This is a genomic window from Nostoc sp. (assembly GCF_036917575.1).
Classification (GTDB): Bacteria; Cyanobacteriota; Cyanobacteriia; order Cyanobacteriales; family Nostocaceae; genus Nostoc.
Window position 1 is genome coordinate 1 of sequence record NZ_JBALDC010000043.1, and the last position, 23,501, is coordinate 23,501.

The window sequence follows — 23,501 nt, forward strand, 5'->3', positions numbered from 1 at the left end:
TTGCTGCAATGAATCAATTTAAACCCTCTTATGCTTCTGGATGATTTAGCTCCTAAACTACTTGCTTATTCCGGAAAGTGACAGAAGAGGGATAGGGCAGTTTGTGGATTTGTTCTTTATCCCCAACATGGTTAACGAATACGAACACAACCTGAGATTAAAAGCGGGTATATCTCCCTTGGGTGTGCCGTTGAATCAAGCAGTGGTTGCTTCTCAAGTCCACAGGCCAACAGGCAACCAACTCATGAGCAAACTGATTGAAGCGGCGGAAAGCAAGGGTGGTATTTTAACTGTCACTCAAGGGGTGAAGTTTACGGGAGCTAGCTTTGCTGAAGTGGAAGCTACACTCTTAGAGATGTACAAATCAGGTTATGTAAAAATTGATAACGACCCCAATACTGGAGCCGTTACCTACCATTTCTACGAGCTTTAATTGTTATTTGTCATTTGTCATTCCTTACAAAGTCTGAGCGGAGGAAATCTCCGCCAGACTTTGCGCTTTGTCCTTTGTTAAAAACTAATGACCAATGATCAATGACCAATGACTAATTTCTACCTAACCACTTTTGACCATCCAAGCGCTGAACTAAGCCATATACCAATAAATCGAGAGTAATTTTGCGCTCATCGATTAAGAATGACTCAAGAGTGCTGGGTTTTTTGCCTTCATTACAAGAAAATCCCTTTTTCCCTTGAATATCTTCTTCGGGGAAATACAGGTTAAACTGACGCTTACCAATTTCTGACCAACTGCCGATAATTTGCCAGCATTCTTCGGCGGATTCAAAGCCAGTAATTGGCACTTTTTGCTTGGCAAAAGACACCTGTAAATCTTGTACACCTTTTTGAGCGATCGCTTTTTGTAAAGCTGGCAAGTAGTCTTGCTCAATGAACTCTACAAATGGCTTATTTTCAACAGCTGGGGCTTTTTCTTTTTTAGCGGCTTTAGCTGCGGCGGGTTTTTCTTCTGTTGCGTCGTCGGCTACAGGTTTTTCTGCTTTTGCGGCTTTAGCTGCGGCGGCGGGTTTTTCTTCTGTTGTGTCGTCGTCAGCGGGTTTTTCTGCTTTTGCGGCTTTAGCTGCGGCGGCGGGTTTTTCTCGCTTGGGTGGTACAGCAACTGGTTTAGCAGCATTGGGGTTATCTTCGGGATTCGCGGCTTTAGGATCTGGTGTGTTGGCAGTAGGAATATCTGTGGCTTCGGGTGAGTCTGTACTAGGAGCGTGTTCTTCAGCTACACTTGGAGCTTGCTTGTCAACAGTGCTGGGAGCTACTTCTCCCGCTTGATTGTGATTGGTTGGTTCTGCCATTGCTCAGGTCAATCCTTTAATCTAGCTTTGGGAGCGATCGCTCACCTTAATGTATCGGGTATTTTTATTTTGACATACTAGTACTGCAAGGCGGAATTCCTAATTTGTAATAATGCTCCTGCGGACGCTTATACAGTTAGAAATAACACAAAAGCTTAGGATATAGCAGGAGGCAGGAGGCAGAGGGCAGTTCTTGCTGGAGGTAAAACTATTGCTAACTCTCTTCTTTCACCGTTTCCAAATGTCCTAACCTGTGTGACTACGGCTATATAAGCTTTTTTACCCTCCGTCTCTTTCAAATCCCTTTGAATCCCATACCAGTTTCTACCTGTTGCTGTGCTGAAGTAGAAATCACTTTATCAGATACAATGCTAGAAGTTTGACGCTTAGTACCAACTTGGCTCAAGAATATGCCTACTAAAATCAAGCTACCGCCAATATATTGAGGTCGGGTAGGAGCTTCACCCAAAATTAAATAGGCTGCTATAATTCCCACAATTGGACCAAATGAGCTAACCAAAGAAGCCATAGAAGCAGTAGAAGTTTTCAAACCTTTAATCCAAAAAGACTGGCCCAGCACCACAATCAACCCGCCATAGATAAACATCCACTGCCACAAGAATGGTGAGAGGACACCAGCGAAATGATCCCTGCCATAGAGGATTAAAGCAAAAAAGAAAAAGATTACAGTTCCTAGTGCAGTCCGAAAAATGCTATAGATTCCCAAAGGAATCTGCAAAAGGTGTTTCTTGCTAATAATTGTAGAAACGGCTATAGCCACAGATGCGACTGCGGCCAAAAGTTCCCCTATACCTAAACCGAAACTTCCCATGTTCATCATGGTTTCTGTTGGAGGCTGAAGGATAATAGTTAGGATAACGCCAATAAAAGCTGCGATCGCACCAAGAAATTCCCAAATATTTACCCGTTCTCTTAATAACCAGACTGATAAAGCCAGAGTTAGAGGCGGTTCCAAGCGTCCCACCAAGATGACATTGTTCACCCTTGTGAGTGCCAGTGCCTGGAAAATTAAGCCAGGGGCTAGCGCTCCTAATAAAATAGCTACTGCCGTTAGACTGACCCAATCCTTCCTTGAGAGTTGCTTCAAAGTAGCTTTGTTCCACTGCCGCCCATAGATTAAGATCAGAAGTATCAAAGCGCAAAGGTTTCCCACGAATAAAACATTACACAAAGAAATCGGATTGCGATTATCAATGAAATGTTGAGCACCAATTTCTGTTAGTTTCCGGGTAACAGCGCTAGATGCTCCAAAAATTAGCATTGCTAGCCAAAGATATGTTTGTCCTGAAATTCTATGGATTTGGCGAGATGGTCTTTTGGCTCTAGTCACAATAACATCACTGCAATGAAAGCATTGCTCATTATATTAAGTTACGCTCACGCACTTCAAAATGAGGTTTTGTTGAGAAAATACTTAAATTATCCTGTGACTTTGAGCAGCCATGATTACCTGAGAAAATGCTGAGAATTCACTAAATTTTCTCAAAGGATAAATTCATGAAAATAGTGGCTTAGTTTCAATAAGCTCTCACTGCTACCTGAGATGCTTGGGATGTTCAGGATAAAACAAAAAACAGAAGTAACAAATGAAACTCGCACCCTTACTTACAAGTGTAGCTTTGGTTGGTTTTTTCACAGTTTGGGACGTACCATTAAAAGCGATCAATCCGTTATTAGTGCAAGCATCAGCAGCCCAAGAAATGTCTGTAGCACAGAAATTAGATTTGCTTACTAAGAGTAAGGGTCAAATTGGTAGTGGCGATCAACTACGTCGTTTCTTCTTTGGTGACTTGGAACCAATCGGTATCCAGGTAGGTGGTGCAGGTCATGTAGTTAACCTCTATAACAAAGCTAATGATGTCACCTTCGCTTACTGTTCACATTACGATGTGATTGTTGCCATTAAAAAAGGTAAGGTAACTAAATTTGAACCCAGTGAAGTGAAGTAATAATAAATCCACTTTCTAATTAATATTTTGCTGAAACTAGAGGAGCAATTCGATTAGTATCTAGGTTGCAATATATGAATAGAAGCCCGGAGTAACGGAAACGTCTCCGGCTTTATGCTGTGCGTTTACGCCCTAGCAAAAGTCTGATTACCTATCCAGAAAAAGCCATCAAATTTCTAGCAAAACAAGCTAAAAAAAAGGGGGAAAGATAAAACTTTCTTTTTAATTTTGTCCTTTAAGTCTTATTTAATTATTTTTGCCCAAGGTATTTTTAAGTGAGTAGGCTAAAAGCGATCGCCTACGAAAAGAAATTGTTTAATAGCTATTAAATCAATCAACTTTTACTTATACTGATACCTTTACTAAATGTATAAATTAATTATAATATTTATCTAGTAAAATTCTCTTTATTTGTGAAACTCTACAAAATTAGACTTGGCAAGACAAAAGATTGAGTAAATTGCTCTATGCAACCTCAGAGGTAATGGGTAGTGTTTTCACGAAGAGAAAGCCTACTTATATACTACTTTGCCCCAATATGCTTTTTTGTTGAAACAACGGAAGAAGTATATCAGCGAGTGAAAACATTCAGCAACTACTAAACCTTAACCAAGATGTTATGAAACCTTAATTTTATTCAAATATAGTCTTGTTAAGATAACTCCAAATACAATTTACAACCTTAGTTTTTGACTTTTAACGAGCAAATTTAAAGATGCTTAACTCTCGGCTCATTGTAATCTAGTTTGGGAATAATGGGTTTCCCAAAAATGCCTGGAAGTGTAACCTAAAGTAGTTTTGAGATTTCTATCTCCGAGCATCAAGTTATCACATATCCTACTCTCAAAAATTGAGTAAATACATAGTAATTACAAAAATCTTGAGTTAAGTAGTCCTAGCTTGTTTACAGTCAAAAGTTTAGCAGTATGTATTTCAGGTTTGCAAATTTCTCTGCTATATAAGCAAAGTAAGATAACACGGACTAATCTTAAATCTCAACCTGGGAAGGTTAGCTTTGTTTGTGTCGTACAAGCTTTTAGTCAGATAGTAATTTGCATATTTGGAGTGTTCCCAAAAGTTTAACAGGTTTCAATAAGGAGAAAATTCTCATGGCTCTTTACGGCTATACGATTGGAGAGGATCGTGACCAAAACCCTAATAATGGCAAGCAACTTGACGTTTACCGCTTTTTGATCCCTTCTGCACCTGGAGGTACTATTACTCCCACACGAGTAGGTACAGTCAATATTGCAGGTACTGTTACTAACGCAGATCTAGAAGGTTTGGCAACTAACCCCACTACCGGAAGGGTAATTGCAGTTAACGAAGCACGGGCTACTGCTCTTCCAAATAATCCAGGTCCTGTTATTGTCGTTAATAATGTAGATCAGCCTTTTGCTCCAGCCCAGGTCTCACCAACTCCTACACCATCTAACCTAGTGCGTTTTGGATTTGAGTCAGGTGCTGACTTTAGTAAACAACAAAATGCTCTCTACAACATTTCAGGCAATAAAACTGCTAATCTTGGTGGAGAACTAGTAGGAAGCTCACTTTATAAAATTACTACAGGTACCCCTGGAAATATTAGCCTTGTAGACGCTTTTGGCGCACCTACTACTGCTGCACAAACACAAGGAACTCAACCTACCAACCCTGGAAAATTTACCGATGGATTAGCTATCGACAATCTCAATCCTGGTGGAACTCGCGCTTTTGCTAGCGATTTTCATACCTCTGATGGAAATGGGAACAATCTTTATAAAGTCGATTTACTCACTGGTCAGCTATCTGCGCCGATTGCTCTGAGAACTCCTTCAGGGCAACCTCTGAATGTCAACGCAGATTCTGATTTGTCATTTACTAACTTAGGTTCTCAAAGATTGATCGGTTGGCTGGAAACTGGTGCTGTTTATGAGATCACAGGCTACCAAGATGAACTTGCTGCATCAGGTCTAGGTTTAGGTAGTGCCACAGGTACTAATGGCGCTGGCTTTGCAACCGCCACCTTACTTGGTAACGTTACCTTACCAAATGCTTTGGCAACACCACCCGTTCAGTATGAAGGCTTTTCGATTGTTAATGAATAACAGTCGTTAAGATGCTCTTTCTTCAACTCTTGTAAAAGTAGTTTTTACAAGAGTTGAAGAACGGATCTAAAGATAAAAAAAATTTATTTGCCAAACTACCTGTACTTTTTGTAAAGATTAACTAAATTTTTATTTTGAAATTTATCAAAACAGAATACATACATCAGTTTTAATAGCAAGTTCAATTTAGCACTTATAAACTAGTTAATTCTCGTAAAGAAAATTAAGCTTGAGTGATGGTTATGCATAGTGCAACCGTACATCTTGTTATGGGCGTAGGCGTAGCCCGCCGCAGGCATCGCCTGCAAACTACACCGAGGTTGATAACTAGTAACTTCGATTAATAGTCTGCCAAGCGGGATTATGACAGGTTAACGGAGTTGGTAGTAAGCACTTTAGTCTTTAAATAAGAGCTACCACCATTCAAAGTTTTATTTGATGAGCCATTAGAGCCTATAGTTAGCATTTCTTTAAAGATTAGTTTATTGTTGTCAATCGATAGAGAAATATCCGTTCCTTCAATGACTTGTTTCAAAAAGCTTGTCAATGTTTTACCATACTTATCTCTTTTTTTGTCAAAGTTGGGGATATTATCTTTCAATATTTTGTGAATTTGAGGTAGATGAATACCACCTTGTTTAAGCTGATTTAATTGCTCAACATTCTGCTTCAAGTTTTGTAAAGTATTCTTAGTTACTACTAAAATATCATCATCATTTAATGGACTCTCGCTAGTTACTTCATTAATTAAAATATCTTTTATTTTTTCCTGAGGAGCAGGTATAGGTATAAAGCAATCACAAACAGACTTGAGAATACGATTAATTTGTCCTTCGTAAGCACATCCAATTACAGTCTTTCCATACTCATGGAGCTTTTTAGCTAAAGCGGCAAATGCACCATCACCTGATACAATAACAAAAACTTGCAGTGTAGGACGACTCTGGGCTAATTCCATGACATCAATTGCCAATTGCATATCTGCTGCATTCCGTTTATGACTGTAATCAAAAATTTGAATTGCTTCAATACCAAGTTCTTGAATCTCATTTTTGAGTAGCCTTAATCGAGAATCACTCCAGTCAGCATAAGCGCATTGGATAGCTATTTTATTAACTAGGGTAGTATTTTCTAGATTTGTTTGAATTTGTTTCAGAGAAAAATTTAAGTTAGGGTTGCTTCTACCCATTGTTAAATTTTCGATATCATAAAAAATAGCTGTATTGAACTGCTCAGTCTTAGGTGAAGTATGAGCTGTGGAAGTAAACTGTTCTACACGAATCTGACGCTGCTTTAACTCTTTTAACTCAGCGATTAAGGACGTTATTTCTGGCGCTGACTCTGAACTACTCGTTTCCTGTTTTAACTCCGTAATTGTTGTTGTTAAGTCATTAACTTGTAATTTTGCTTGTTGTAATTCTTCTTGTAACTGCTCAGTTAATGTATTAATCTGACTCTGGGTTTGGACAGTCTGCTCTCGTAGTTCACCAATGGTTTTGGAGAGAATATACTGGCGTTGCTGATAAGCTGTTACTAAAGCTTGCTGAACAACATCCCATTCATGGGGGAAAGCCTCACGGGTACACACTTGCAAAACTGTTTCATAACCGGCGATCGCAATTTCTAAATTACTAGCAATATCCCCTTGTTTAAACTCTTGAATAATGGTACTTAGTTTGATAATGACTCTAGCTAAATTAATAGCAATAGCGGGTTCTTTAGCAAAGCGATCGCTTACCCTTTTTCGCAGCTTTAAAGCTAAATCATCGTTGATTTTACTTAAGTTTTGTTGCAGAATTGGATATACTTCCTGATTTTGATAAGTCGCTCTTAATAAATCAATTAGGAAGTCTTGCTCTTGGTTAGCAGCTTCGTTTGGCATAGCTAAATCCCTGACAATATATCTTTTAAGTTAGTATTCCCAAGTTTTCATGCTATCTAACAATTAAAGTGGTGTCATCCAATAGTTAATACCTCGAATAGCTTGTTTTTTTAAACCAAATAAACGTAAATTCTCTTCAGATAAACCTACATAAGTCCAATGTGGAACATCGTTTTCTACAGTTTGAAACCAACCATTTTGATTAAGAGCTTTTCTCTGTTCTTTACTACCTACGCGTAAATCAATTGCTAATCCAAAGAGATGTTGTGAAGTTCCAGGAGGTGCAACTAAACCGAGAATTTTTGTTTCTTTACCTTGTTGAACTTTTGCTAAAACTTGATTATTAGCATATTTATTCCAAAATTTTAAATTCGTGTTGAAAGTGCGAGTACAATCACCAGAGCCATAACCAGATTTTAGCGGAATTTGTTGTTGAGTTCGCGCTTTATTTAAAGCATCAGCCGCAGGTTTCTGTAAAAAACAGTCGTTAGTACCATCAATATGACCCATTGTTAAAGTAGCTTGAAACTCTTGGGTTTCTTGTTCATTAGCAAAGATATCTTTTTGCGGCAATTTAATCTTCATATCTGGATTTATAAATACTGCACCATAACTTCGCAGCAAAGTATATTCATAAGTACCAAGCTGAGGAATCGTGGGTAATTTTTTAGCGATCGCAGATAAAAAACGCTGTTGGGCATTTAATTTGGGATCGGGAATAAATGGTTCTGATGTTATATTTTTAGAGGAATCTATACAATGTAATGAATCATTATTAAAACATTTTTGTAATGGTTGAGCAGTTATAGCAACTTGGTGGTGATTAATCTCATTGCTAGCTACTAATACAAAAATCATCAATAAAACAATACCGATGAAACTGATTTTTCTAATAAATCTAGTAATATTTCTTTGATTGCTAAGGGTAAGTTTCATTTTTAAATAATTGCTTAGTGAGTTAATTCAATTAACATATTTAGAAAAAGTATTATTGATGACTGAAAATTTTAGATTATTTATCGATATTAAAATTTAGTTGCATCTGCTCAAAAAATATATAATACATATCAGTTATAAATTAATTTCTACTGTTTAACGATACAAACAATAGCTGCGATCGCAAAACCGGAATCTTGTCACAAATTTTAAAAAGATGATATTTTCCACTTACTACTAAAGTTAAAAAATAGAATCTTGCCTTTAATTGAGTACTAGTAAGTTTGTATAACTTTTTTATGAGAAAGTTACATCCATGAAACCACTGGAACAGTTAAAATTGAAAAGAACTCTAAGCTTGCCGATCCTGTAAGTATGACCATGCACAATTCCGTTGAATTCCAAGACGCTTTTGATGTCATAGTCGTCGGTGCAGGTCACTCCGGTTGCGAAGCAGCTCTCGCCTCTGCACGCCTCGGTTGTCGTACCCTGCTATTGACGCTCAACTTGGATAAAATCGCTTGGCAACCTTGTAACCCAGCCGTGGGTGGCCCAGCCAAATCTCAGTTGACTCATGAGGTAGATGCACTCGGCGGAGAAATTGGTAAAGTAGCAGACCGTACCTATCTACAAAAACGCATCCTCAACTCTTCACGAGGGCCTGCTGTTTGGGCATTACGCGCCCAGACTGATAAGCGCGAATATGCAGCAGTGATGAAAAATATTGTCGAGAATCAAGACAACTTGACAATCCGCGAAAGTATGGCAATAGATTTGGTGCTAGGCGCGAATGGTGAAGTCATTGGGGTTGAAACATATTTTGGTGTAGGGTTCCAATGTAAAGCAGTCATTTTGACAACTGGCACCTTTCTGGGAGGCAAAATTTGGGTTGGTAACAAATCAATGCCAGCAGGACGAGCTGGAGAATTTGCAGCTGAAGGATTGACACAAACCCTAAATCGCCTGGGATTTGAAACAGGTAGACTTAAAACTGGAACTCCAGCGCGGGTAGATAAGCGATCGGTAGATTATAGTAAAATGCTCATCCAGCCAGGGGATGAAGATGTGCGCTGGTTTAGCTTTGACCCAGATGTGTGGATAGAACGGGAACAGATGCCTTGCTACATCACCCGCACAACTGCCGAAACACATCGTCTGATTCAGGAAAATTTACACCTGTCGCCAGTTTATGGCGGTTGGGTGGAAGCCAAAGGGCCGCGTTATTGTCCCAGTATTGAAGATAAAATTGTCCGCTTTGCCGATAAAGAAAGCCACCAAATCTTTATTGAACCAGAAGGAAGGGATATACCCGAACTTTATATCCAAGGGTTTTCTACAGGGTTGCCAGAAAATTTGCAACTGCAAATGTTGCGGACTCTCCCCGGTTTGGAAAAATGTGTGATGCTGCGTCCCGCCTATGCAGTGGAATATGACTATTTACCAGCAACTCAGTGTTACCCCACGCTGATGACTAAGAAAATTGCGGGGCTGTTTTGTGCTGGGCAGATTAACGGCACTACAGGTTATGAAGAAGCTGCTGCTCAAGGACTGGTGGCAGGAATTAACGCCGCTCGATTTGTTCGCTCTCAAGAAATGATTGTCTTTGCCCGCGAACAAAGTTACATTGGGACGCTAGTTGATGACCTGTGTACAAAAGACCTGCGAGAACCTTACCGGATGCTTACCAGTAGGTCAGAGTACCGATTGCTATTGCGTTCTGACAATGCCGACCAACGCCTGACACCCTTGGGACGAGAAATTGGTTTAATTGACGATCGCCGTTGGGATATGTTTACCCAAAAACAGGGTAATATCACCACAGAAAAACAAAGATTGCAAACCACACGAGTTAAAGAACATGATCAAATTGGCATAGCGATCGCATCTGATACCCAACAAGCAATTAAAGGTTCGATTACCCTCAACGACTTGTTGCGCCGTCCAGGATTACATTACGTTGACCTCGACAGGTTCGGACTGGGAAACCCCAACCTCAACCGGGCCGAGAAAGAAGGCGCAGAAATTGACATCAAGTATTCTGGCTATCTCGCTAGGCAACAAAATCAGATTGACCAAATTGCCCGCCAAGCTCACCGCCAGTTACCTGGGAATTTAGATTACACAACAATTGATACTCTTTCTAAAGAGGCACGGGAAAAGCTGACTCACGTAAAACCACTTACTCTTGGTCAAGCTGCACGTATAGGTGGTGTAAACCCAGCGGATATTAATGCCTTATTATTATATTTAGAATTGCGTAGAACTAAGAACCAGTCAGGGTTTCCAGCGTTAACTTAATATAAACTTGATAAAGACTGAGTATAGTAGTAGAAAGAGAGATTGGTATGATAGATGACATAAATATTAGTAATGTCATCATCAACAATCTCTAGATGAAAGTTGAGTTTAATAATCAACACTCAATCAACTTATCTCAATTAAGATGGGGAATTGGATGTTTCTATTATTCAGGAGGCAAAAGGCAGGAGTAACCCACGCGCAACTGCATAGGATTGGAGCAAGACAGGAGACAAAGCGGCTCCAAGCTTTGTATCTCACTCAACACGTTTCAATACAATTCTGCTTTTTAATACGGGTAATTACTTAACTTTAAAGTTTTTATTCATACTTGTTTTCAGTAATAACTGTCCTTTTCCTGCTACCTCCTTTATAATCCTAATTCCAGGCAGTAGGGGTGGCGTTTACTCGTCCAAGCAACAACCCGAACGTCTATGTTACAACAAGCCAGCACCCGTCTCATAGTACCAGAACCATCAGAGGACTTAATCACCAACGAGCCTTGGTCGATAGAAAACTATGCTGATGGTTTAATGGATGAACTCTTTGCCGATATCGACTACATTCTGGATGTTAGTGGTAATTTACTTTCTCAAACTGTTAGGCACAGTAATCAAAACAAATCAAACCACTCTGTTGCTGGGGTTTTTGCCCAAGCTCAACGCCAATCGCCTTCAGAATACGTGCCTGTGCAGACAGCTACAATACCACAGATTATCTTACCAAACACACTCAATCAAGCAGTACATTCAGTTGCTCAAGATAACCACAAGCAATTAAGTACCGTTATATTTGATCCCGCTAATGTCGAACCAGTTAGTAGAAAGCGTCAGAAAACTAGTCCGGTTTTGGGCAAACTGCTGATTGTAGCAACAACTTTAGGGGTAGCGATCGCTAGTACAATCTACTTGGTGCAGTCTGGAGTCATATATCTTTTTAATACCAAATTGCCCGAATCAGCGCTGATAGTGCCGCAACCGCAGTCACGATTGCCCGTGAAAACAGAAATTGAGGCAGAATTAGTTGACTATATGCTCCAATCACTGGCAGTTATAGACAAGCAAGGAGCAAAAAGCAATCAAAAATCTTTCAGTCTAGGATTCTCCAATCAGGCAAATACTAACCAAATAGCCCTTAATCGCGAGCAAGCAACTGGTAATCTACCACCACTTCCACCACTTCTAGCTAACAATACACCACCAGCCCCCAACCCCCCCAACCGTTCTGGAAGCGTTGTTGAGCGCATCTACGTCCCCGTTTATCAAGCGCCGTCGCCAATGCGCTACGCCCTTCCAGCCATTCCGGGGACTCCCACACTTTTACCACAAGTTGCCAGTGCATTACGGCTATCTCAACCCAATGTTGTGAAAACTGCCCTGAATACAGTGCGGCAAGCTGCCAAGCCTGTAACTGTTAATATGTTAGCTGCTGCTGTCCAAACCGAACTCAAACCTGTGGCAGCCAAAACTGCACCTATTACCGTACGCCAAACACCCAAGCCTCTACCTGCATTACCAGTAGTTCCATTACGCGCCGCACTCGCCCCAGAGTCAGAACCAACTATTACTCAAGAACAAGTATATCCGCCAACTGCGATCGCAGAAGCTCCGAGTAATACCTTAGAGGGGTTGCTAGAGTTGGGCAACAAATCTGCCGCTTTATTTAAAATCGATGGCGTGACTCGTCGCATTAATATGGGTGAAAGTATCGGATCAAGCGGTTGGACGCTAGTAGATGTCAGTAATGGCGAAGCAGTCGTCCGACGTAATGGCGAAGTGCGATCGATTTATGCAGGACAGAAACTATAAATTTTTTAACCCACTGCTTGGTTAAGGAGAGTTTAAAAATTAAACTTATCTATCACCATTAATATGACTGCAACTAGTAATAATTGATTGAAATAATTTGATTCTGTCAAATAGTCCTCTATCTCTTTCTGCACTGTTAAGATTGCCTAGCATAGCTCATGCGATCGCGTTTAGTTTTAACACCATCAGCTTTATTAACAGTAAGATCGCTTTTACCTGAAATACCACAATCTTTAATCAATATAAGCAGAAAATCAGGTTTGTAATAAATAATTCAATTTCCCTACCTCAAGATAGTTTACATAAATAAATTTCAATGTTAAAACTAGAACTTGTGTTGATTATAGATCCATTACAGTGACTATATGTAAACTTACATCTTGCATATATCTTGCTTAAGCAAGATATATTTAGCTAAAAAAGTTAGTTTGTTAATTGATGTAATCCTCAAACCCTATATCATTTGTTTGTGAGGCTGCGCCAAATTTTCTTTTTTCCTTTGTGTCCTTCTCTAAGGAGATGCTACGTGAATGCGACCTACCCTGCGGGTTCACTCTTAGCATTATCGTAAGAGTAGTCGCTTTGCGTCTATGCAATTCATTTTTCAAAGTTGGCGCATTTTTATAGATAATTGGTATTAACAACATGAAACAACTTAACTATTTTAAAAATAATTCTAAAAACTCTTTAAGAGAAAAGTATCATCTTTACAAAGGTGAAAAATTAAACTGGTTTCAAGTAACTCTTCGACTTGAAAGGTCAATTATCTCTATTATTCTTCCTTGGGTAATTTTTTGTACTATCTATGGTACTTTTATATCATTTTTAAATCATTTAGGATTACCAATAGCATTTTCAGATTCTAGCAATATTCTTACCAATGCTGTTTTAAGTTTTAATATTGGTTTTACACTACTATTAGTATTTCGGACGAATACAGCCCATGATAGATTTTGGGAAGGTCGTCAGTTATGGGGAGCTTTAGTAAATACATCACGTAATTTAACTCGGGGAATTTCGATAATAGTTAAAGAGAAGACACCACAAGATAAATTAGAAAAAGAAGCAATGCTTCGGTTAGTAACTGCTTTTGCAATTGCAATGAAGTTACATCTAAGATCGGTACCTTTAGACACTCAGTTAGCATCATTAATGTCTGAAAAACAATATCTACAACTCCAAGAGACTAATCATCCTCCACTACAAATTGCTTATTGGATAGGAGATTACTTGCAATATCAGCATGACCGAAATTGTCTGAATGTTTATCAACTGACTACTTTACATAATTGTGTAGATGATTTAGTAGATATTTTAGGCGGTTGCGAACGCATTTTAAAAACGCCGCTGCCTTTGATATATACTATTAAACTCAGACAACTTTTATTAATGTTTTGTCTTATATTACCTTTAGAAATTGTGAGCTTTTTAAATTGGTGGACTGGTATAGTAATGGCTTTTGTAAGTTTTACATTATTAAGTATTGAACAAATTGGCTCAGAAATTGAAGAACCTTTTGGATTTGATCCGAATGACTTACCTTTAAATACTATTTGTAACACAATCTCAAACAATGTAGAAGAATTAATCAGTCTTTCTTCTAACAATGTTCGTTATTATTAAGGTCTATTATTAAAGTAATAATTTTAACTGCACACGACTAAAATTTATAAACTTGATTAGCTAATTCATCTAAAGAATAAACAATTTGAATATCAGGACGTACCAAACCAGTTTGAATTTCTACATCTTGTCTTCTAGCGTAGTTAGGATGAACTCCCACGAATAAAGGTTTATTTGTCATTGACCAAGCACCCAGTTCGTAGAGAACTATTGGACAGAGAGTTTCACATGGAAACCAAAAAAGAATTGCTGTGGCAAGTCGCAGATGCTTAAACTCCCATGTGATCTGCTGTTGAGAAGCACTTGAGTCATGAATGGGAAAATTAGCTTGTCGAGGATTTAAAATTATCCAAGGTGAGGGTTCTAATAATTCCACTATCTGTGATTGCCAATCTGGACAACCTGTAATTCCACCAGCAAAAAATATAGCTTTTCCTTCACCATCAAATTCTGAGGGTACTTCAATATATTTACTCGTATTCGTGTTTTTTTACACATCAATTACATACTTACAGTATATTTGCTCTAAATCCTACCTGCTCTGGTTTGTGAGAAAATACGGAAAAGAATTTAAAGTATAATTAGTAGCCATTATAAGGGGATATCAATGTGGATGCGTTAGCGAAGCTCACCGAAGGTATCGCTATCAGAGTTTATCGAAAATAGCCAAGACAAGCGAGAAATTCAACGGGCACTCGCAGTCAAGATGCTGCTAGAAGGATACACTCATGTTGCTATCCAACTGGAGTTTAGTCTAAACTCCAGGACGCTGTTCGCGTTCGTTCAACCCAACCTACGGCTATCTTTAACCCAAGCGTATTGATCTATAAACAAGTTATACCAAAATTTTATGATGAGAACGGAGAGATTTTTCCTTTATTAAACATAGAAAACACTTGGCTAAAAAATGCAATTGCTTAATAAATAGTTCGCCAAGCTTTTACTGTACCTTTGCCAATTTCGCTATCAACAGTTTGACCTCCTTCCAAGACTAATCTGATATCTAAGTTTTCATCTGGAGCATTTTTCAAAGCAGTAGCTAATTCTTTACTAACAGCAAATGTGCCAGTTGAACTGTCTAATTGAAAAACTTTTTTTCTGACCTTGAGCAAAAGCTTATCAACTTTTTTAGTCGTGACAAATCTAAAATAGTCAGGTCTAGGATATACGCGACCTGCTATGTAGAAAGGAGAGCTTGCTTGATCCGAATTTACTGTTACGAGTACTCGAATGCTCGAAGGAGTCCACAAACTAATAACTTGCTTTGAACTCTCACGGTACAAGCGGCCACCTAAAGAATTGCGATCAAACACTCCAACTAACTCCCCTTCAAAGGGGTCAACAATTCTTACGGTTTTCGACCAAGGCACATCCATATCGGGGGACAGTCCAGCTGATTTGACCATTGGCAAATCGCTTGATGCTTGGGCAACAATAGCTACCTCTTGAACGCCCAAAGCAGCACTTTGAGGGGAAATTACAGCCAAGCTAGCCCCAAAAAGAAGAACTGGAATCGTTTGCGGTAACTTCATCATAAGTCAAAGGTATAATCTTCAAATAGTTCTTACAGCAAAATGGTTTGCCTTACTTCAACTGGTTCACCCGTCAAACTAAAAGGGCGAACTTCGGTAATTTTTACCTTGACTAACTGCCCTTTGAGTTCTTTGATGTTACCGTTAAAAAAGGTCAAACGATTACCACCAGTGCGTCCCATCACCTGAGTTGGATCTTTAGGATTTTGGTCTTCTACTAAAACTTCTTCAATGCGTCCAAAGTAACGTTGCGATCGCTCTGCTACTTTCAAGTTTCCCAGATGATTGAGCCGTTGCAGGCGATCGCTTTTAATTTCTTCACTCAGTTGATTGTCCCATAAAGCAGCTGGTGTGCCTGGACGCGGCGAATATGCTGCTGTATTCAACATATCAAAGCCAATATCTTCCACCAGTTTCAAGGTATTTTCAAACTGTGCTTCTGTCTCCCCAGGAAAACCGACAATTACATCGGCACTAACCGAGGCATCTGGCATATACCGCCGAATGGTATCAATAATCCGGCGATATTTCTCATGAGTATAACCCCGCGCCATCGCTTTTAAAAGTTCATTATCCCCAGATTGAAAGGGAATGTGGAAGTGTTCGCACACCTTGGGCAACTCAGCACAAGCTTGAATTAATCTCTCGGTAAAATAGCGAGGGTGACTAGTAGCAAATCTTAATCTTTCAATTCCCGGTACATCATGCACATAATAAAGTAAATCTGTAAAGTTGTGCAGATGCCGACCTTCTGGTGTGACTCCAGGTAAATCTCTGCCGTAAGCATCAATATTTTGACCGAGTAGAGTAATTTCTTTGTAACCTTGCCTTCCTAATTCTTCCATTTCCGCCCGGATAGCTGACGGCGTGCGAGATTGTTCGACACCGCGCACATTGGGAACCACGCAATAAGTACAGCGTTCGTTACAGCCGTAAATTACATTCACCCAAGCTGTGACTGTACTATCTCGTCGCGGCTGCGTGATATCCTCAATAATGTGAACTGCTTCGGTTGCTACGACTTGATTACCCTCAAATACTGACTCCAGCAAATCTTTCAGACGGTTGGCATGTTGTGGCCCCATTACCAAATCTAATTCTGGGACTCGCCGCAACAGCGCTTCTCCTTCTTGCTGGGCAACACAACCAGCAACAATCAGGGTTAAATCAGGTTGCTCGTGTTTACGCTTGGCTTGTCTGCCAAGATAGGAATACACCTTTTGTTCAGCATTATCTCGAATTGTACAAGTATTGTAGAGAATCACATCTGCATGATTCGGATCTTGACACCACTCAAAGCCCATGTCTTCTAAAACGCCAGCCATGCGCTCTGAGTCAGCTTTATTCATCTGACAACCGAAAGTAGTGATGTGATATTGGCGTTTAGAACTGGTCATGGGCAATTCTGCTGAATCAGCGTAATGTTATGTAAGGTTTATTTCTATTCTATAACGCTCTTAAGCTGCTTCAGGAATGCTGAGTATCTTAGCTCAGATTTCTTTTAATATTTCGATATAAAAACCTCAATAAGTTACAAGCTGCAAGCATTAGCGGTGATGAAATTCAACTTCTGTTTCCAGAATTTTAATATCATAGTTGCCAAAGAAATCATGCCCTAATAAGCCGATGCTGGCTTTTGGTGCGATCGCCACTTGAAGATTGTTGGCTGTAACTCCACCTACTGCAACAGATTTTACCTTACTGGTTGAGAATTGTACTTCACTACCATCAGCAATTTGGGCTTGCATTATACCTGTAGCCTGTAGTTGAAGTGTATTCGCCATATCTTGAGTGATAATGGTTCCACTAGCACCTGTATCTACAATCATTTCAAAAGTTTTTTTGTCATTGAAGGTGACATCAATCACAGGAGTTCCACCAAAACGGCGTTTGATTGAGACTCGAAAAACTCTGTTGTCTGAAGGTGCGTCTATGATATTGCCACAAATCCCCCCCAATTCAACGGTTTTACCAGAGGAAGTTATCATGTAACACGCTCCTGGATCGTCTGCTGTTGCCTGATGAGAGAATGCTAAAAATATCAGCGTCGGCATTAGTGCAATCGTAGCTTGTTTAACAGTCGTAATCCAACGCCTACAAGCATTCTTCATGTTATATTGCTCTCCATTTTTTATAATTACTCTTAATAACTAAACTACTCATGGCGGCTATAAAACATTAAAATTATAGTTTTTCAATATGAAAAGTCAGTTTTTCTTAATTAACAAATAAAAATTAAAACTCTCTCTTTTTGTCACGGGATACTTTTAACCAATTATTGTAGTTTTAAGTTAGCTAGTAAAGTTTTTTATATAATATATCTCAATCAAGATAAAATTGCATTTTACTCAATACATATTACCGATAACTACTGAGTAAAAAATTAAAGATTAGGTAAAGACATGATAAAAATACTTAGAGCAAATTCAATCTGACATGCTAAGAAGTTGATCACAGAGATTTGTTAGCTTCTTCAAAGCTTAGTGCTGCATTAACAGTAGTTGCAAAGATATTTAAGCGCCGATATTCTTGTGTAATGCTATGAGCGATCGCATTAAATTTGGATTGGCTGAATCAATGCGTTCTTGTCCCTTGTAAAAAGTATTAGAAGATGCGCCCAATTATCTTAGAAAGCGTAAGTATTGCTTTACAGAAAATCTCCTCCTTCCCATATTTGAAGTTGTCTTTCAGCCGCAACTATGCAATTAAGATGTTTGGGTGGGTACAGAAAATGATCTTAATGAATGACCAAAAAAACGGATAATTGCCGCATCAATGCCACCATCCATCATTCCAAAAGAGTTAGCAAGGCTGACCATACAATCAAAATCTGGCAACCACTCGAAATAGTTATTCACTATTTCTACATTTGGTAAATAATTAAAATGCTGTTCAAAGGCTGCACACAACAAAGAGTTGGAAGCTACCAATATCAATTTCAAGCTTTCATTTCCTTCGCTTGAATACCTATTTTAAACGTCAGCTACGTCAAACATCAACGGTTTTTCTGTATTATCGGCTTTTTGTACTACAATTATAATACAAGATATGCCACCACTCAGTTGGTGACTGTTTGTCCCTTGAACAAGCTAAAGTACCGCAGGCGCATGTTATCTTTAGCATTGAGTAACTTGCAAATACCTGAAGCTTTAGCATCGGCAAAGGTGCAGTCTCGTTTGCCACATCCAGATGAATTGGAATTACTCACTGAATGGAGCGCTGCTTATAGTGTGGAAACTTTGGGACAAAGAGATACTCCCAGTTTAAGAACAGCTAGCCGTCTGGTAGTTGAGGCACGTCAAGCTACGGCTATGCATTGGGTTTTGGTAGCAGGAGATACCCCAGTTTCTTACTCTGCTTTCAATGCCAGCCTACCTGATATTGTGCAAATCGGTGGAGTCTGGACACCGCCAGCGCTGCGGGGTAAAGGCTACGCTAAAAGTGTAGTAGCAGGCTCATTGTTAGATGCGCGATCGCTCTTAGTAAAACGTTCCATCCTGTTTACAGGTGATAATAACCAAGCAGCCCAAGCAGTTTATCGAGGAATTGGCTTTTTGCCTACTGGCGAGAAGTATGGTTTAGTCTTATTTGAAGAGACTCAGGCTTGAGAAATATTGGGTTAAACGTTAGAGGTGCAACACCTTACGCCCTTGTTACCTATTTATAATTTCCCTTTTTCTGGATTTGCTGGAATTGATTTTGTAATTTTTACTAAATTGATAGTAATACTTAAACTATGAGCCATTATCGTTTCAAACAGTCATTCTCTGATGATCCCAGCTTAAGCGATAAGCTTTTTGACTTGATGGAAGTCACATTTCCCGGACTCAGCAGTTTAGCAGAATGTGCAAAAAAACTAGGTGCTTCCTGGGAAACAGCTTCAACTCCGTTTATGCGTTTTCATGATGATGTCGCTATTACCCATGTGGGAGTGTTAGAAATTCCCATGCAAATTATGGGACAAAAGCTTACTGTAGGAGGAATTCATGGAGTAGCTACCCGTGCAGAATTTCGCCGGAGAGGCTATTACCGCGAAGTAATGGAGGAAGTGCTAGGGTATTGCAATAGCATTTATGAAACACTAGTATTGACGACACCACAACCAGAGTTTTACTTACCTTTTGGCTTTCGTATAGTCGAAGAACATATCTTCAAAGTTAAGTGTAACTCCACAGGTAGCACTGATAGCTTCAGAATACTGGATTTTACAAATACCAAAGATTACACATTACTACACAGACTTTTAGAAACACGCGCCCCTGTCTCTAATATAGTTGGCGTAGTCAACAAAAAACTTGTGTTCTGCGTCAATGAAGGAAGTCGTCCCTTATACTATGCAGAAGATTTAGATTTAATCGCCTGTCTGGAGATAGAAGATAACCGACTTCATCTTTTCGATTTAGTTACAACGCAGATATGCTCTTTGAAGAATATTCTTAGTAAGATACCTCAACCAATTGAAGAAGTAGTGATTTACTTTAGCCCAGAACTTCTAGATGTCAAAGAAGTGCAAGCATTCACCCATACTTTTGATGAAACTGTGCTGATGGTTCGCGGTAAATTTGCAGCAGAGGGCGAGAAATTTATGCTGCCCCGTTCTGCAAGGTGTTAAGTTAATCAAAAACAATTAAATCATAATAGAACTGAAAGTTTCATGATCGGGACTGCTTTATGATGTATCAAACCGACCCGCCGCGATCGCCAAAAGATGTATTGCCGACAATGTACGATCTTCCCAGTGAAGATCCTGAGGAACCTGGTTTGCCCGATCAGTTTCATTTATTGCAACCTCGTCTGTTAGACGAAACCTTTCGTCCACCAAATTATCCTAGTGATGAGATATTTGTTGCTAGCGATCTGAATCTTTATTATGATCCGCGTTATCCACTGTGGTATAAGCGACCAGATTGGTTTGCCGTTTTAGGTGTTTCCCGTCTCTATGAACAACGGGATTTACGCTTAAATTATGTCGTTTGGCAAGAGGGAGTTCATCCTTTTATTGTAGTTGAATTGCTGTCTCCAGGTACTGAAAAAGAATACCTGGGGCAGATATTGCGAGATATCAAGCAACCACCAGGAAAATGGGAAGTGTATGAGCAGATTCTACGTGTTCCCTATTATGTAGTATTTGATCGGTACAAATATGAATTAAAAGTATTTAAGTTAGACGGTGGTCGTTATGCTGAGATAGCACTGTCAGAATCGCGCTTTTGGATACCAGAACTAGAACTAGGTTTGGGTGTATGGCAGGGACGCTATCAAGGTATAGAACAGCCCTGGTTACGCTGATATGATTGGACAGGCTGCTGGGTATTAACTTCTACTGAACAAGAAAGACAACGAGCTGAACGGTTGATAGCACAATTGCGATCGCTAGGCGTTGAACCTGATATAGATTAGCTTTTTGCCTGCCTTATCCCAACAACAAATAAATATTTCCGCCCACTTACTTAGTAGCACTGGAATAATACCAGTGTAAACTAGACGATGCCATACATAATTTTTATGTTGGGCTTCTGACTGACTTGCAATACTTTTAAGTCACCACAATGTTTGCAGATAAACTACTGTCTGCAATGCGCTATAGTTTTGTGGAGATATTGAAGAATATGCGGAGATTTTATCATGACGGCTGCCACCACGCCCCAGGTTCCTGTTGAAGCCTCAATCCGTCCGGCAGAACCCTGTGCGCTCGTTATCTTTGGAGCAGCAGGAGATTTAACCAAACGTCTGCTGCTTCCCGCCCTCTATAACCTCAAACAAAGCAATTTGCTGCCGCAAGAATTTGCGATCGTTGGAGTCGCACACACTTCAATGAGTCAGGACGATTTTCGTAGCAAACTCGCTCAAGACATTCATGAGTTCGCAACGGTTCCTGTAGACGAGAAGCTCTGGCAACCGCTTGAGGAGCGACTATACTATCTTGCTGGTGAGTTTCAGGAGGCCGACACTTACCATCAATTACAAGACTTACTCACTCAAATCGATCGAGACTGTGGCACTCAGGGAAACTATTTGTTCTACCTGGCAACTGGCTCTAACTTCTTTTGTGACATCATTACGCAGCTTGGCGCGGCAGGATTAGTGCGCGAAGAGAGCGATCGCTGGCGGCGAGTTATCATTGAGAAACCGTTTGGGCACGACTTGGACTCGGCTCGTGCCCTGAATAAATCCATTGGTGCTGTCCTTCAGGAAAAACAGATTTACCGCATCGATCACTACCTGGGCAAAGAGACTGTACAAAACATTTTGGTGTTTCGGTTTGGTAATGGCTTGTTTGAACCGATTTGGAATCGCGAACATATCGATCACGTACAGATTACCGTAGCCGAAACGGTTGGAGTAGAAGGCAGAGGCAACTTCTATGAAGGTACAGGCGCAGTGCGGGACATGGTGCAAAACCATCTGTTTCAACTACTGGCAATGACGGCGATGGAACCACCAGTCTCGTTTTCAGCCGATGAGGTGCGTGATGAAAAGTCAAAACTATTGAAGTCGATCATTCCGCTCACTGCTGAAAGTGTGCAAACTGATACTGTACGGGGACAATATGGTGCGGCAACGGTGAAGGATACCCAAGTGCCTGCTTATCGCTCAGAGCCACGAGTTGCATCAGACTCTACCACTGAAACTTATGCTGCCTTAAAGCTGAACATCGACAACTGGCGCTGGGCAGGGGTGCCGTTTTATCTCCGAACAGGCAAGCGTTTGGCTAAACGTGTGACTGAAATTGCAATTCAGTTTAAGCAAGTACCTTCACTATTATTTCGCCAAACCTCAATTGAGCGTCTCACGCCTAATTTCTTGACCATCCGCATTCAACCAGAGGAAGGAATTCACCTCCAATTTGGTGCAAAGGTGCCTGGACCAGCGATGGCAATGGATGCAGTAGAAATGGACTTTTGCTACACTGATTACTTTGGCAAGATCCAGAGTACTGGCTACGAAACCTTGCTATACGACTGCATGATCGGTGATGCGACTTTGTTTCAGCGATCGGACAACGTAGAACTGGGCTGGAGCGTCGTTACCCCCCTTCTAGAGGCTTGGGCAACCACGTCTCCTGAAAACTTTCCCAACTATGCAGCAGGCTCATGGGGACCATTGGCAGCAGATGATTTATTGGTGCGCGATGGTCGGCAATGGCACAAGACTGACTGATAGTCTAAACATACACTTATGTGCTAAATCTCTTAACATCAAGTTTTCACACAATTGAGGTGACATCAGATGCCAGATATTATAGATACTGCAATTAATGCAGGTTCTTTCAACACCTTGGTAACAGCTATTACTACCGCTGGTCTTGATACTGCACTTAAGGGAGATGGCCCATTTACTGTCTTTGCACCAACAGACGAAGCTTTTTCCAAGCTTCCATCAGGAGCCGTAGAAGAACTCCTACAGGATGTGATTAAGTTAAGAAAGGTTTTAGAGTATCATGTGGTTTCTGGCAAGATTAATGCAAGTGAACTAAATCAGTCGCAAAAGCTAACAACAACCGAGGGAAAAGATATCAAAGTTAATACTGAGAATAATGTTAAGGTGAATGATGCTTACATTGTGACTCCGGATGTGGAAGCTGACAATGGTGTTATCCATATTATTGATAATGTGTTGTTTCCTGAATAACTTTGTTCAGATACTTGCTTTCATTTAAATTTGTAACTACGATCGGATGAGCATTTGATTTTTTGCCTTTATTGGCAATCAAAATCACCTAAACTAAATATACTTATTCAGATTTAGTAGTTAATGTTGTATATCTATTACTGATAATTGGATTTAAATAGTTAAATATTTCCAGTGAATCGCTAGTAGATATATAACATATTGATATCGCTCAGTATTCACCGCCGCTTTTGCTGAAACGTCGAGAGTCAGTACTCAAAGGCTGTAAATAGTTGGAAACGCTCGTCTAACTTGTGAAGTTGCAAAAATTACATTGGGAGCAGGAGGCGATCGCCATAATATCATCTGCGGTTAAATACAAATCAATTGCGATCGCAATCACATATTACAAGTAATTTGCTGGATTTGATTCAGCAACGCCTGCCG

General features: G+C 39.9%; 18 protein-coding genes and 3 pseudogenes. 12 read left to right on the forward strand and 9 right to left on the reverse strand.

All coding sequences use genetic code 11. From position 1 onward, the window contains the following. Window positions 1-88 precede the first annotated feature (88 nt). Window positions 89-433 (forward strand): annotated as a pseudogene (locus V7K79_RS11255) (hypothetical protein); the annotation flags it as partial. A 112-nt stretch (window positions 434-545) separates the two neighbouring features. On the opposite strand, the gene V7K79_RS11260 reads toward V7K79_RS11255, so the two are convergent. Both V7K79_RS11260 and V7K79_RS11265 read right to left on the reverse strand, forming a co-directional pair. Continuing rightward, a complete protein-coding gene (locus tag V7K79_RS11260) occupies window positions 546-1,307 on the reverse strand; it encodes a DUF2996 domain-containing protein (protein WP_335047587.1) in 762 nt (253 codons plus the stop codon). A gap of 295 nt (window positions 1,308-1,602) precedes the next feature. Beyond that, entirely contained in the window at window positions 1,603-2,658 is a 1,056-nt protein-coding gene (locus V7K79_RS11265) for a DMT family transporter (protein ID WP_335047589.1), read from the reverse strand. 256 nt (window positions 2,659-2,914) lie between these two features. Here V7K79_RS11265 and V7K79_RS11270 point away from each other — a divergent pair, with 256 nt between their 5' ends. Both V7K79_RS11270 and V7K79_RS11275 read left to right on the forward strand, forming a co-directional pair. Continuing rightward, complete coding sequence (locus tag V7K79_RS11270; RefSeq protein WP_335047591.1) at window positions 2,915-3,277, forward strand: hypothetical protein; 363 nt, start codon at window positions 2,915-2,917, stop codon at window positions 3,275-3,277. 1,109 nt (window positions 3,278-4,386) lie between these two features. After that, window positions 4,387-5,364 carry a water stress protein WSP1 gene (locus V7K79_RS11275; RefSeq protein WP_335047593.1) on the forward strand — a complete coding sequence of 326 codons (978 nt, stop codon included), beginning with the start codon at window positions 4,387-4,389 and terminating at the stop codon, window positions 5,362-5,364. A gap of 361 nt (window positions 5,365-5,725) precedes the next feature. Here V7K79_RS11275 and V7K79_RS11280 read toward each other — a convergent pair whose 3' ends face one another. Continuing rightward, window positions 5,726-7,246 carry an NYN domain-containing protein gene (locus V7K79_RS11280; RefSeq protein WP_335047595.1) on the reverse strand — a complete coding sequence of 507 codons (1,521 nt, stop codon included), beginning with the start codon at window positions 7,244-7,246 and terminating at the stop codon, window positions 5,726-5,728. A 63-nt stretch (window positions 7,247-7,309) separates the two neighbouring features. After that, a complete protein-coding gene (locus V7K79_RS11285) occupies window positions 7,310-8,182 on the reverse strand; it encodes a D-alanyl-D-alanine carboxypeptidase family protein (RefSeq protein ID WP_335047598.1) in 873 nt (290 codons plus the stop codon). 375 nt (window positions 8,183-8,557) lie between these two features. Here V7K79_RS11285 and mnmG point away from each other — a divergent pair, with 375 nt between their 5' ends. The 3 genes from mnmG (at window position 8,558) to V7K79_RS11300 (ending at window position 13,911) form a co-directional block, all read left to right on the forward strand. Then, a complete protein-coding gene (mnmG, locus tag V7K79_RS11290; protein ID WP_335047600.1) occupies window positions 8,558-10,480 on the forward strand; it encodes a tRNA uridine-5-carboxymethylaminomethyl(34) synthesis enzyme MnmG in 1,923 nt (640 codons plus the stop codon). 434 nt (window positions 10,481-10,914) lie between these two features. Beyond that, window positions 10,915-12,288, forward strand: coding sequence for a hypothetical protein (locus V7K79_RS11295; protein WP_335047602.1), 1,374 nt, complete (start codon window positions 10,915-10,917; stop codon window positions 12,286-12,288). Between the two features lie 645 nt (window positions 12,289-12,933). After that, on the forward strand, window positions 12,934-13,911 hold the full coding sequence (locus V7K79_RS11300) for a bestrophin family protein (protein WP_335047604.1): 978 nt from the start codon (window positions 12,934-12,936) through the stop codon (window positions 13,909-13,911). 37 nt (window positions 13,912-13,948) lie between these two features. Here V7K79_RS11300 and V7K79_RS11305 read toward each other — a convergent pair whose 3' ends face one another. After that, complete coding sequence (locus V7K79_RS11305) at window positions 13,949-14,377, reverse strand: nucleoside 2-deoxyribosyltransferase domain-containing protein (RefSeq protein WP_335047676.1); 429 nt, start codon at window positions 14,375-14,377, stop codon at window positions 13,949-13,951. Between the two features lie 189 nt (window positions 14,378-14,566). On the opposite strand from V7K79_RS11305, the pseudogene V7K79_RS29980 reads away from it, so the two are divergent. After that, window positions 14,567-14,674, forward strand: a pseudogene (locus V7K79_RS29980) (IS630 family transposase); the annotation flags it as partial. Between the two features lie 154 nt (window positions 14,675-14,828). Here V7K79_RS29980 and V7K79_RS11310 read toward each other — a convergent pair. The 4 genes from V7K79_RS11310 to V7K79_RS11325 form a co-directional block, all read right to left on the reverse strand. Next, window positions 14,829-15,446: a hypothetical protein gene (locus V7K79_RS11310; RefSeq protein WP_335047607.1), complete on the reverse strand. Its 618-nt coding sequence runs from the start codon at window positions 15,444-15,446 to the stop codon at window positions 14,829-14,831. A gap of 29 nt (window positions 15,447-15,475) precedes the next feature. Further along, complete coding sequence (miaB, locus tag V7K79_RS11315) at window positions 15,476-16,840, reverse strand: tRNA (N6-isopentenyl adenosine(37)-C2)-methylthiotransferase MiaB (RefSeq protein WP_335047608.1); 1,365 nt, start codon at window positions 16,838-16,840, stop codon at window positions 15,476-15,478. Window positions 16,841-16,990: 150 nt separating this feature from the next. After that, window positions 16,991-17,554, reverse strand: a complete 564-nt coding sequence (locus V7K79_RS11320) for a retropepsin-like aspartic protease family protein (RefSeq protein WP_335047610.1) — start codon at window positions 17,552-17,554, stop codon at window positions 16,991-16,993. Window positions 17,555-18,148: 594 nt separating this feature from the next. Continuing rightward, window positions 18,149-18,385 carry a hypothetical protein gene (locus tag V7K79_RS11325; RefSeq protein ID WP_335047611.1) on the reverse strand — a complete coding sequence of 79 codons (237 nt, stop codon included), beginning with the start codon at window positions 18,383-18,385 and terminating at the stop codon, window positions 18,149-18,151. A gap of 165 nt (window positions 18,386-18,550) precedes the next feature. Here V7K79_RS11325 and V7K79_RS11330 point away from each other — a divergent pair, with 165 nt between their 5' ends. The 5 genes and pseudogenes from V7K79_RS11330 to V7K79_RS11350 all read left to right on the forward strand — a co-directional run bounded on the left by V7K79_RS11330 (window position 18,551) and on the right by V7K79_RS11350 (window position 23,075). Next, complete coding sequence (locus V7K79_RS11330) at window positions 18,551-19,051, forward strand: GNAT family N-acetyltransferase (RefSeq protein ID WP_335047613.1); 501 nt, start codon at window positions 18,551-18,553, stop codon at window positions 19,049-19,051. A 128-nt stretch (window positions 19,052-19,179) separates the two neighbouring features. Continuing rightward, window positions 19,180-20,055: a GNAT family N-acetyltransferase gene (locus tag V7K79_RS11335; RefSeq protein WP_335047615.1), complete on the forward strand. Its 876-nt coding sequence runs from the start codon at window positions 19,180-19,182 to the stop codon at window positions 20,053-20,055. A 62-nt stretch (window positions 20,056-20,117) separates the two neighbouring features. Beyond that, a pseudogene (locus V7K79_RS11340) lies at window positions 20,118-20,843 on the forward strand (Uma2 family endonuclease). A gap of 225 nt (window positions 20,844-21,068) precedes the next feature. Then, entirely contained in the window at window positions 21,069-22,604 is a 1,536-nt protein-coding gene (zwf, locus tag V7K79_RS11345) for a glucose-6-phosphate dehydrogenase (RefSeq protein ID WP_335047617.1), read from the forward strand. 69 nt (window positions 22,605-22,673) lie between these two features. After that, window positions 22,674-23,075 (forward strand): fasciclin domain-containing protein, encoded by a 402-nt coding sequence (locus tag V7K79_RS11350; protein ID WP_335047620.1) that lies wholly within the window; start codon window positions 22,674-22,676, stop codon window positions 23,073-23,075. Window positions 23,076-23,501: the final 426 nt, after the last annotated feature.

Coding starts and splice junctions, on each gene's coding strand:
- V7K79_RS11310 (WP_335047607.1), bottom strand. CDS start 15,446: ATGATGAAGTTACCGCAAACGATTCCAGTTCTTCTTTTTGGGGCTAGC.
- V7K79_RS11300 (WP_335047604.1), top strand. CDS start 12,934: ATGAAACAACTTAACTATTTTAAAAATAATTCTAAAAACTCTTTAAGA.
- zwf (WP_335047617.1), top strand. CDS start 21,069: ATGACGGCTGCCACCACGCCCCAGGTTCCTGTTGAAGCCTCAATCCGT.
- V7K79_RS11285 (WP_335047598.1), bottom strand. CDS start 8,182: ATGAAACTTACCCTTAGCAATCAAAGAAATATTACTAGATTTATTAGA.
- V7K79_RS11270 (WP_335047591.1), top strand. CDS start 2,915: ATGAAACTCGCACCCTTACTTACAAGTGTAGCTTTGGTTGGTTTTTTC.
- V7K79_RS11335 (WP_335047615.1), top strand. CDS start 19,180: ATGAGCCATTATCGTTTCAAACAGTCATTCTCTGATGATCCCAGCTTA.
- V7K79_RS11280 (WP_335047595.1), bottom strand. CDS start 7,246: ATGCCAAACGAAGCTGCTAACCAAGAGCAAGACTTCCTAATTGATTTA.
- miaB (WP_335047608.1), bottom strand. CDS start 16,840: ATGACCAGTTCTAAACGCCAATATCACATCACTACTTTCGGTTGTCAG.
- V7K79_RS11330 (WP_335047613.1), top strand. CDS start 18,551: ATGTTATCTTTAGCATTGAGTAACTTGCAAATACCTGAAGCTTTAGCA.
- V7K79_RS11260 (WP_335047587.1), bottom strand. CDS start 1,307: ATGGCAGAACCAACCAATCACAATCAAGCGGGAGAAGTAGCTCCCAGC.
- V7K79_RS11275 (WP_335047593.1), top strand. CDS start 4,387: ATGGCTCTTTACGGCTATACGATTGGAGAGGATCGTGACCAAAACCCT.
- V7K79_RS11320 (WP_335047610.1), bottom strand. CDS start 17,554: ATGAAGAATGCTTGTAGGCGTTGGATTACGACTGTTAAACAAGCTACG.
- mnmG (WP_335047600.1), top strand. CDS start 8,558: ATGACCATGCACAATTCCGTTGAATTCCAAGACGCTTTTGATGTCATA.
- V7K79_RS11350 (WP_335047620.1), top strand. CDS start 22,674: ATGCCAGATATTATAGATACTGCAATTAATGCAGGTTCTTTCAACACC.
- V7K79_RS11295 (WP_335047602.1), top strand. CDS start 10,915: ATGTTACAACAAGCCAGCACCCGTCTCATAGTACCAGAACCATCAGAG.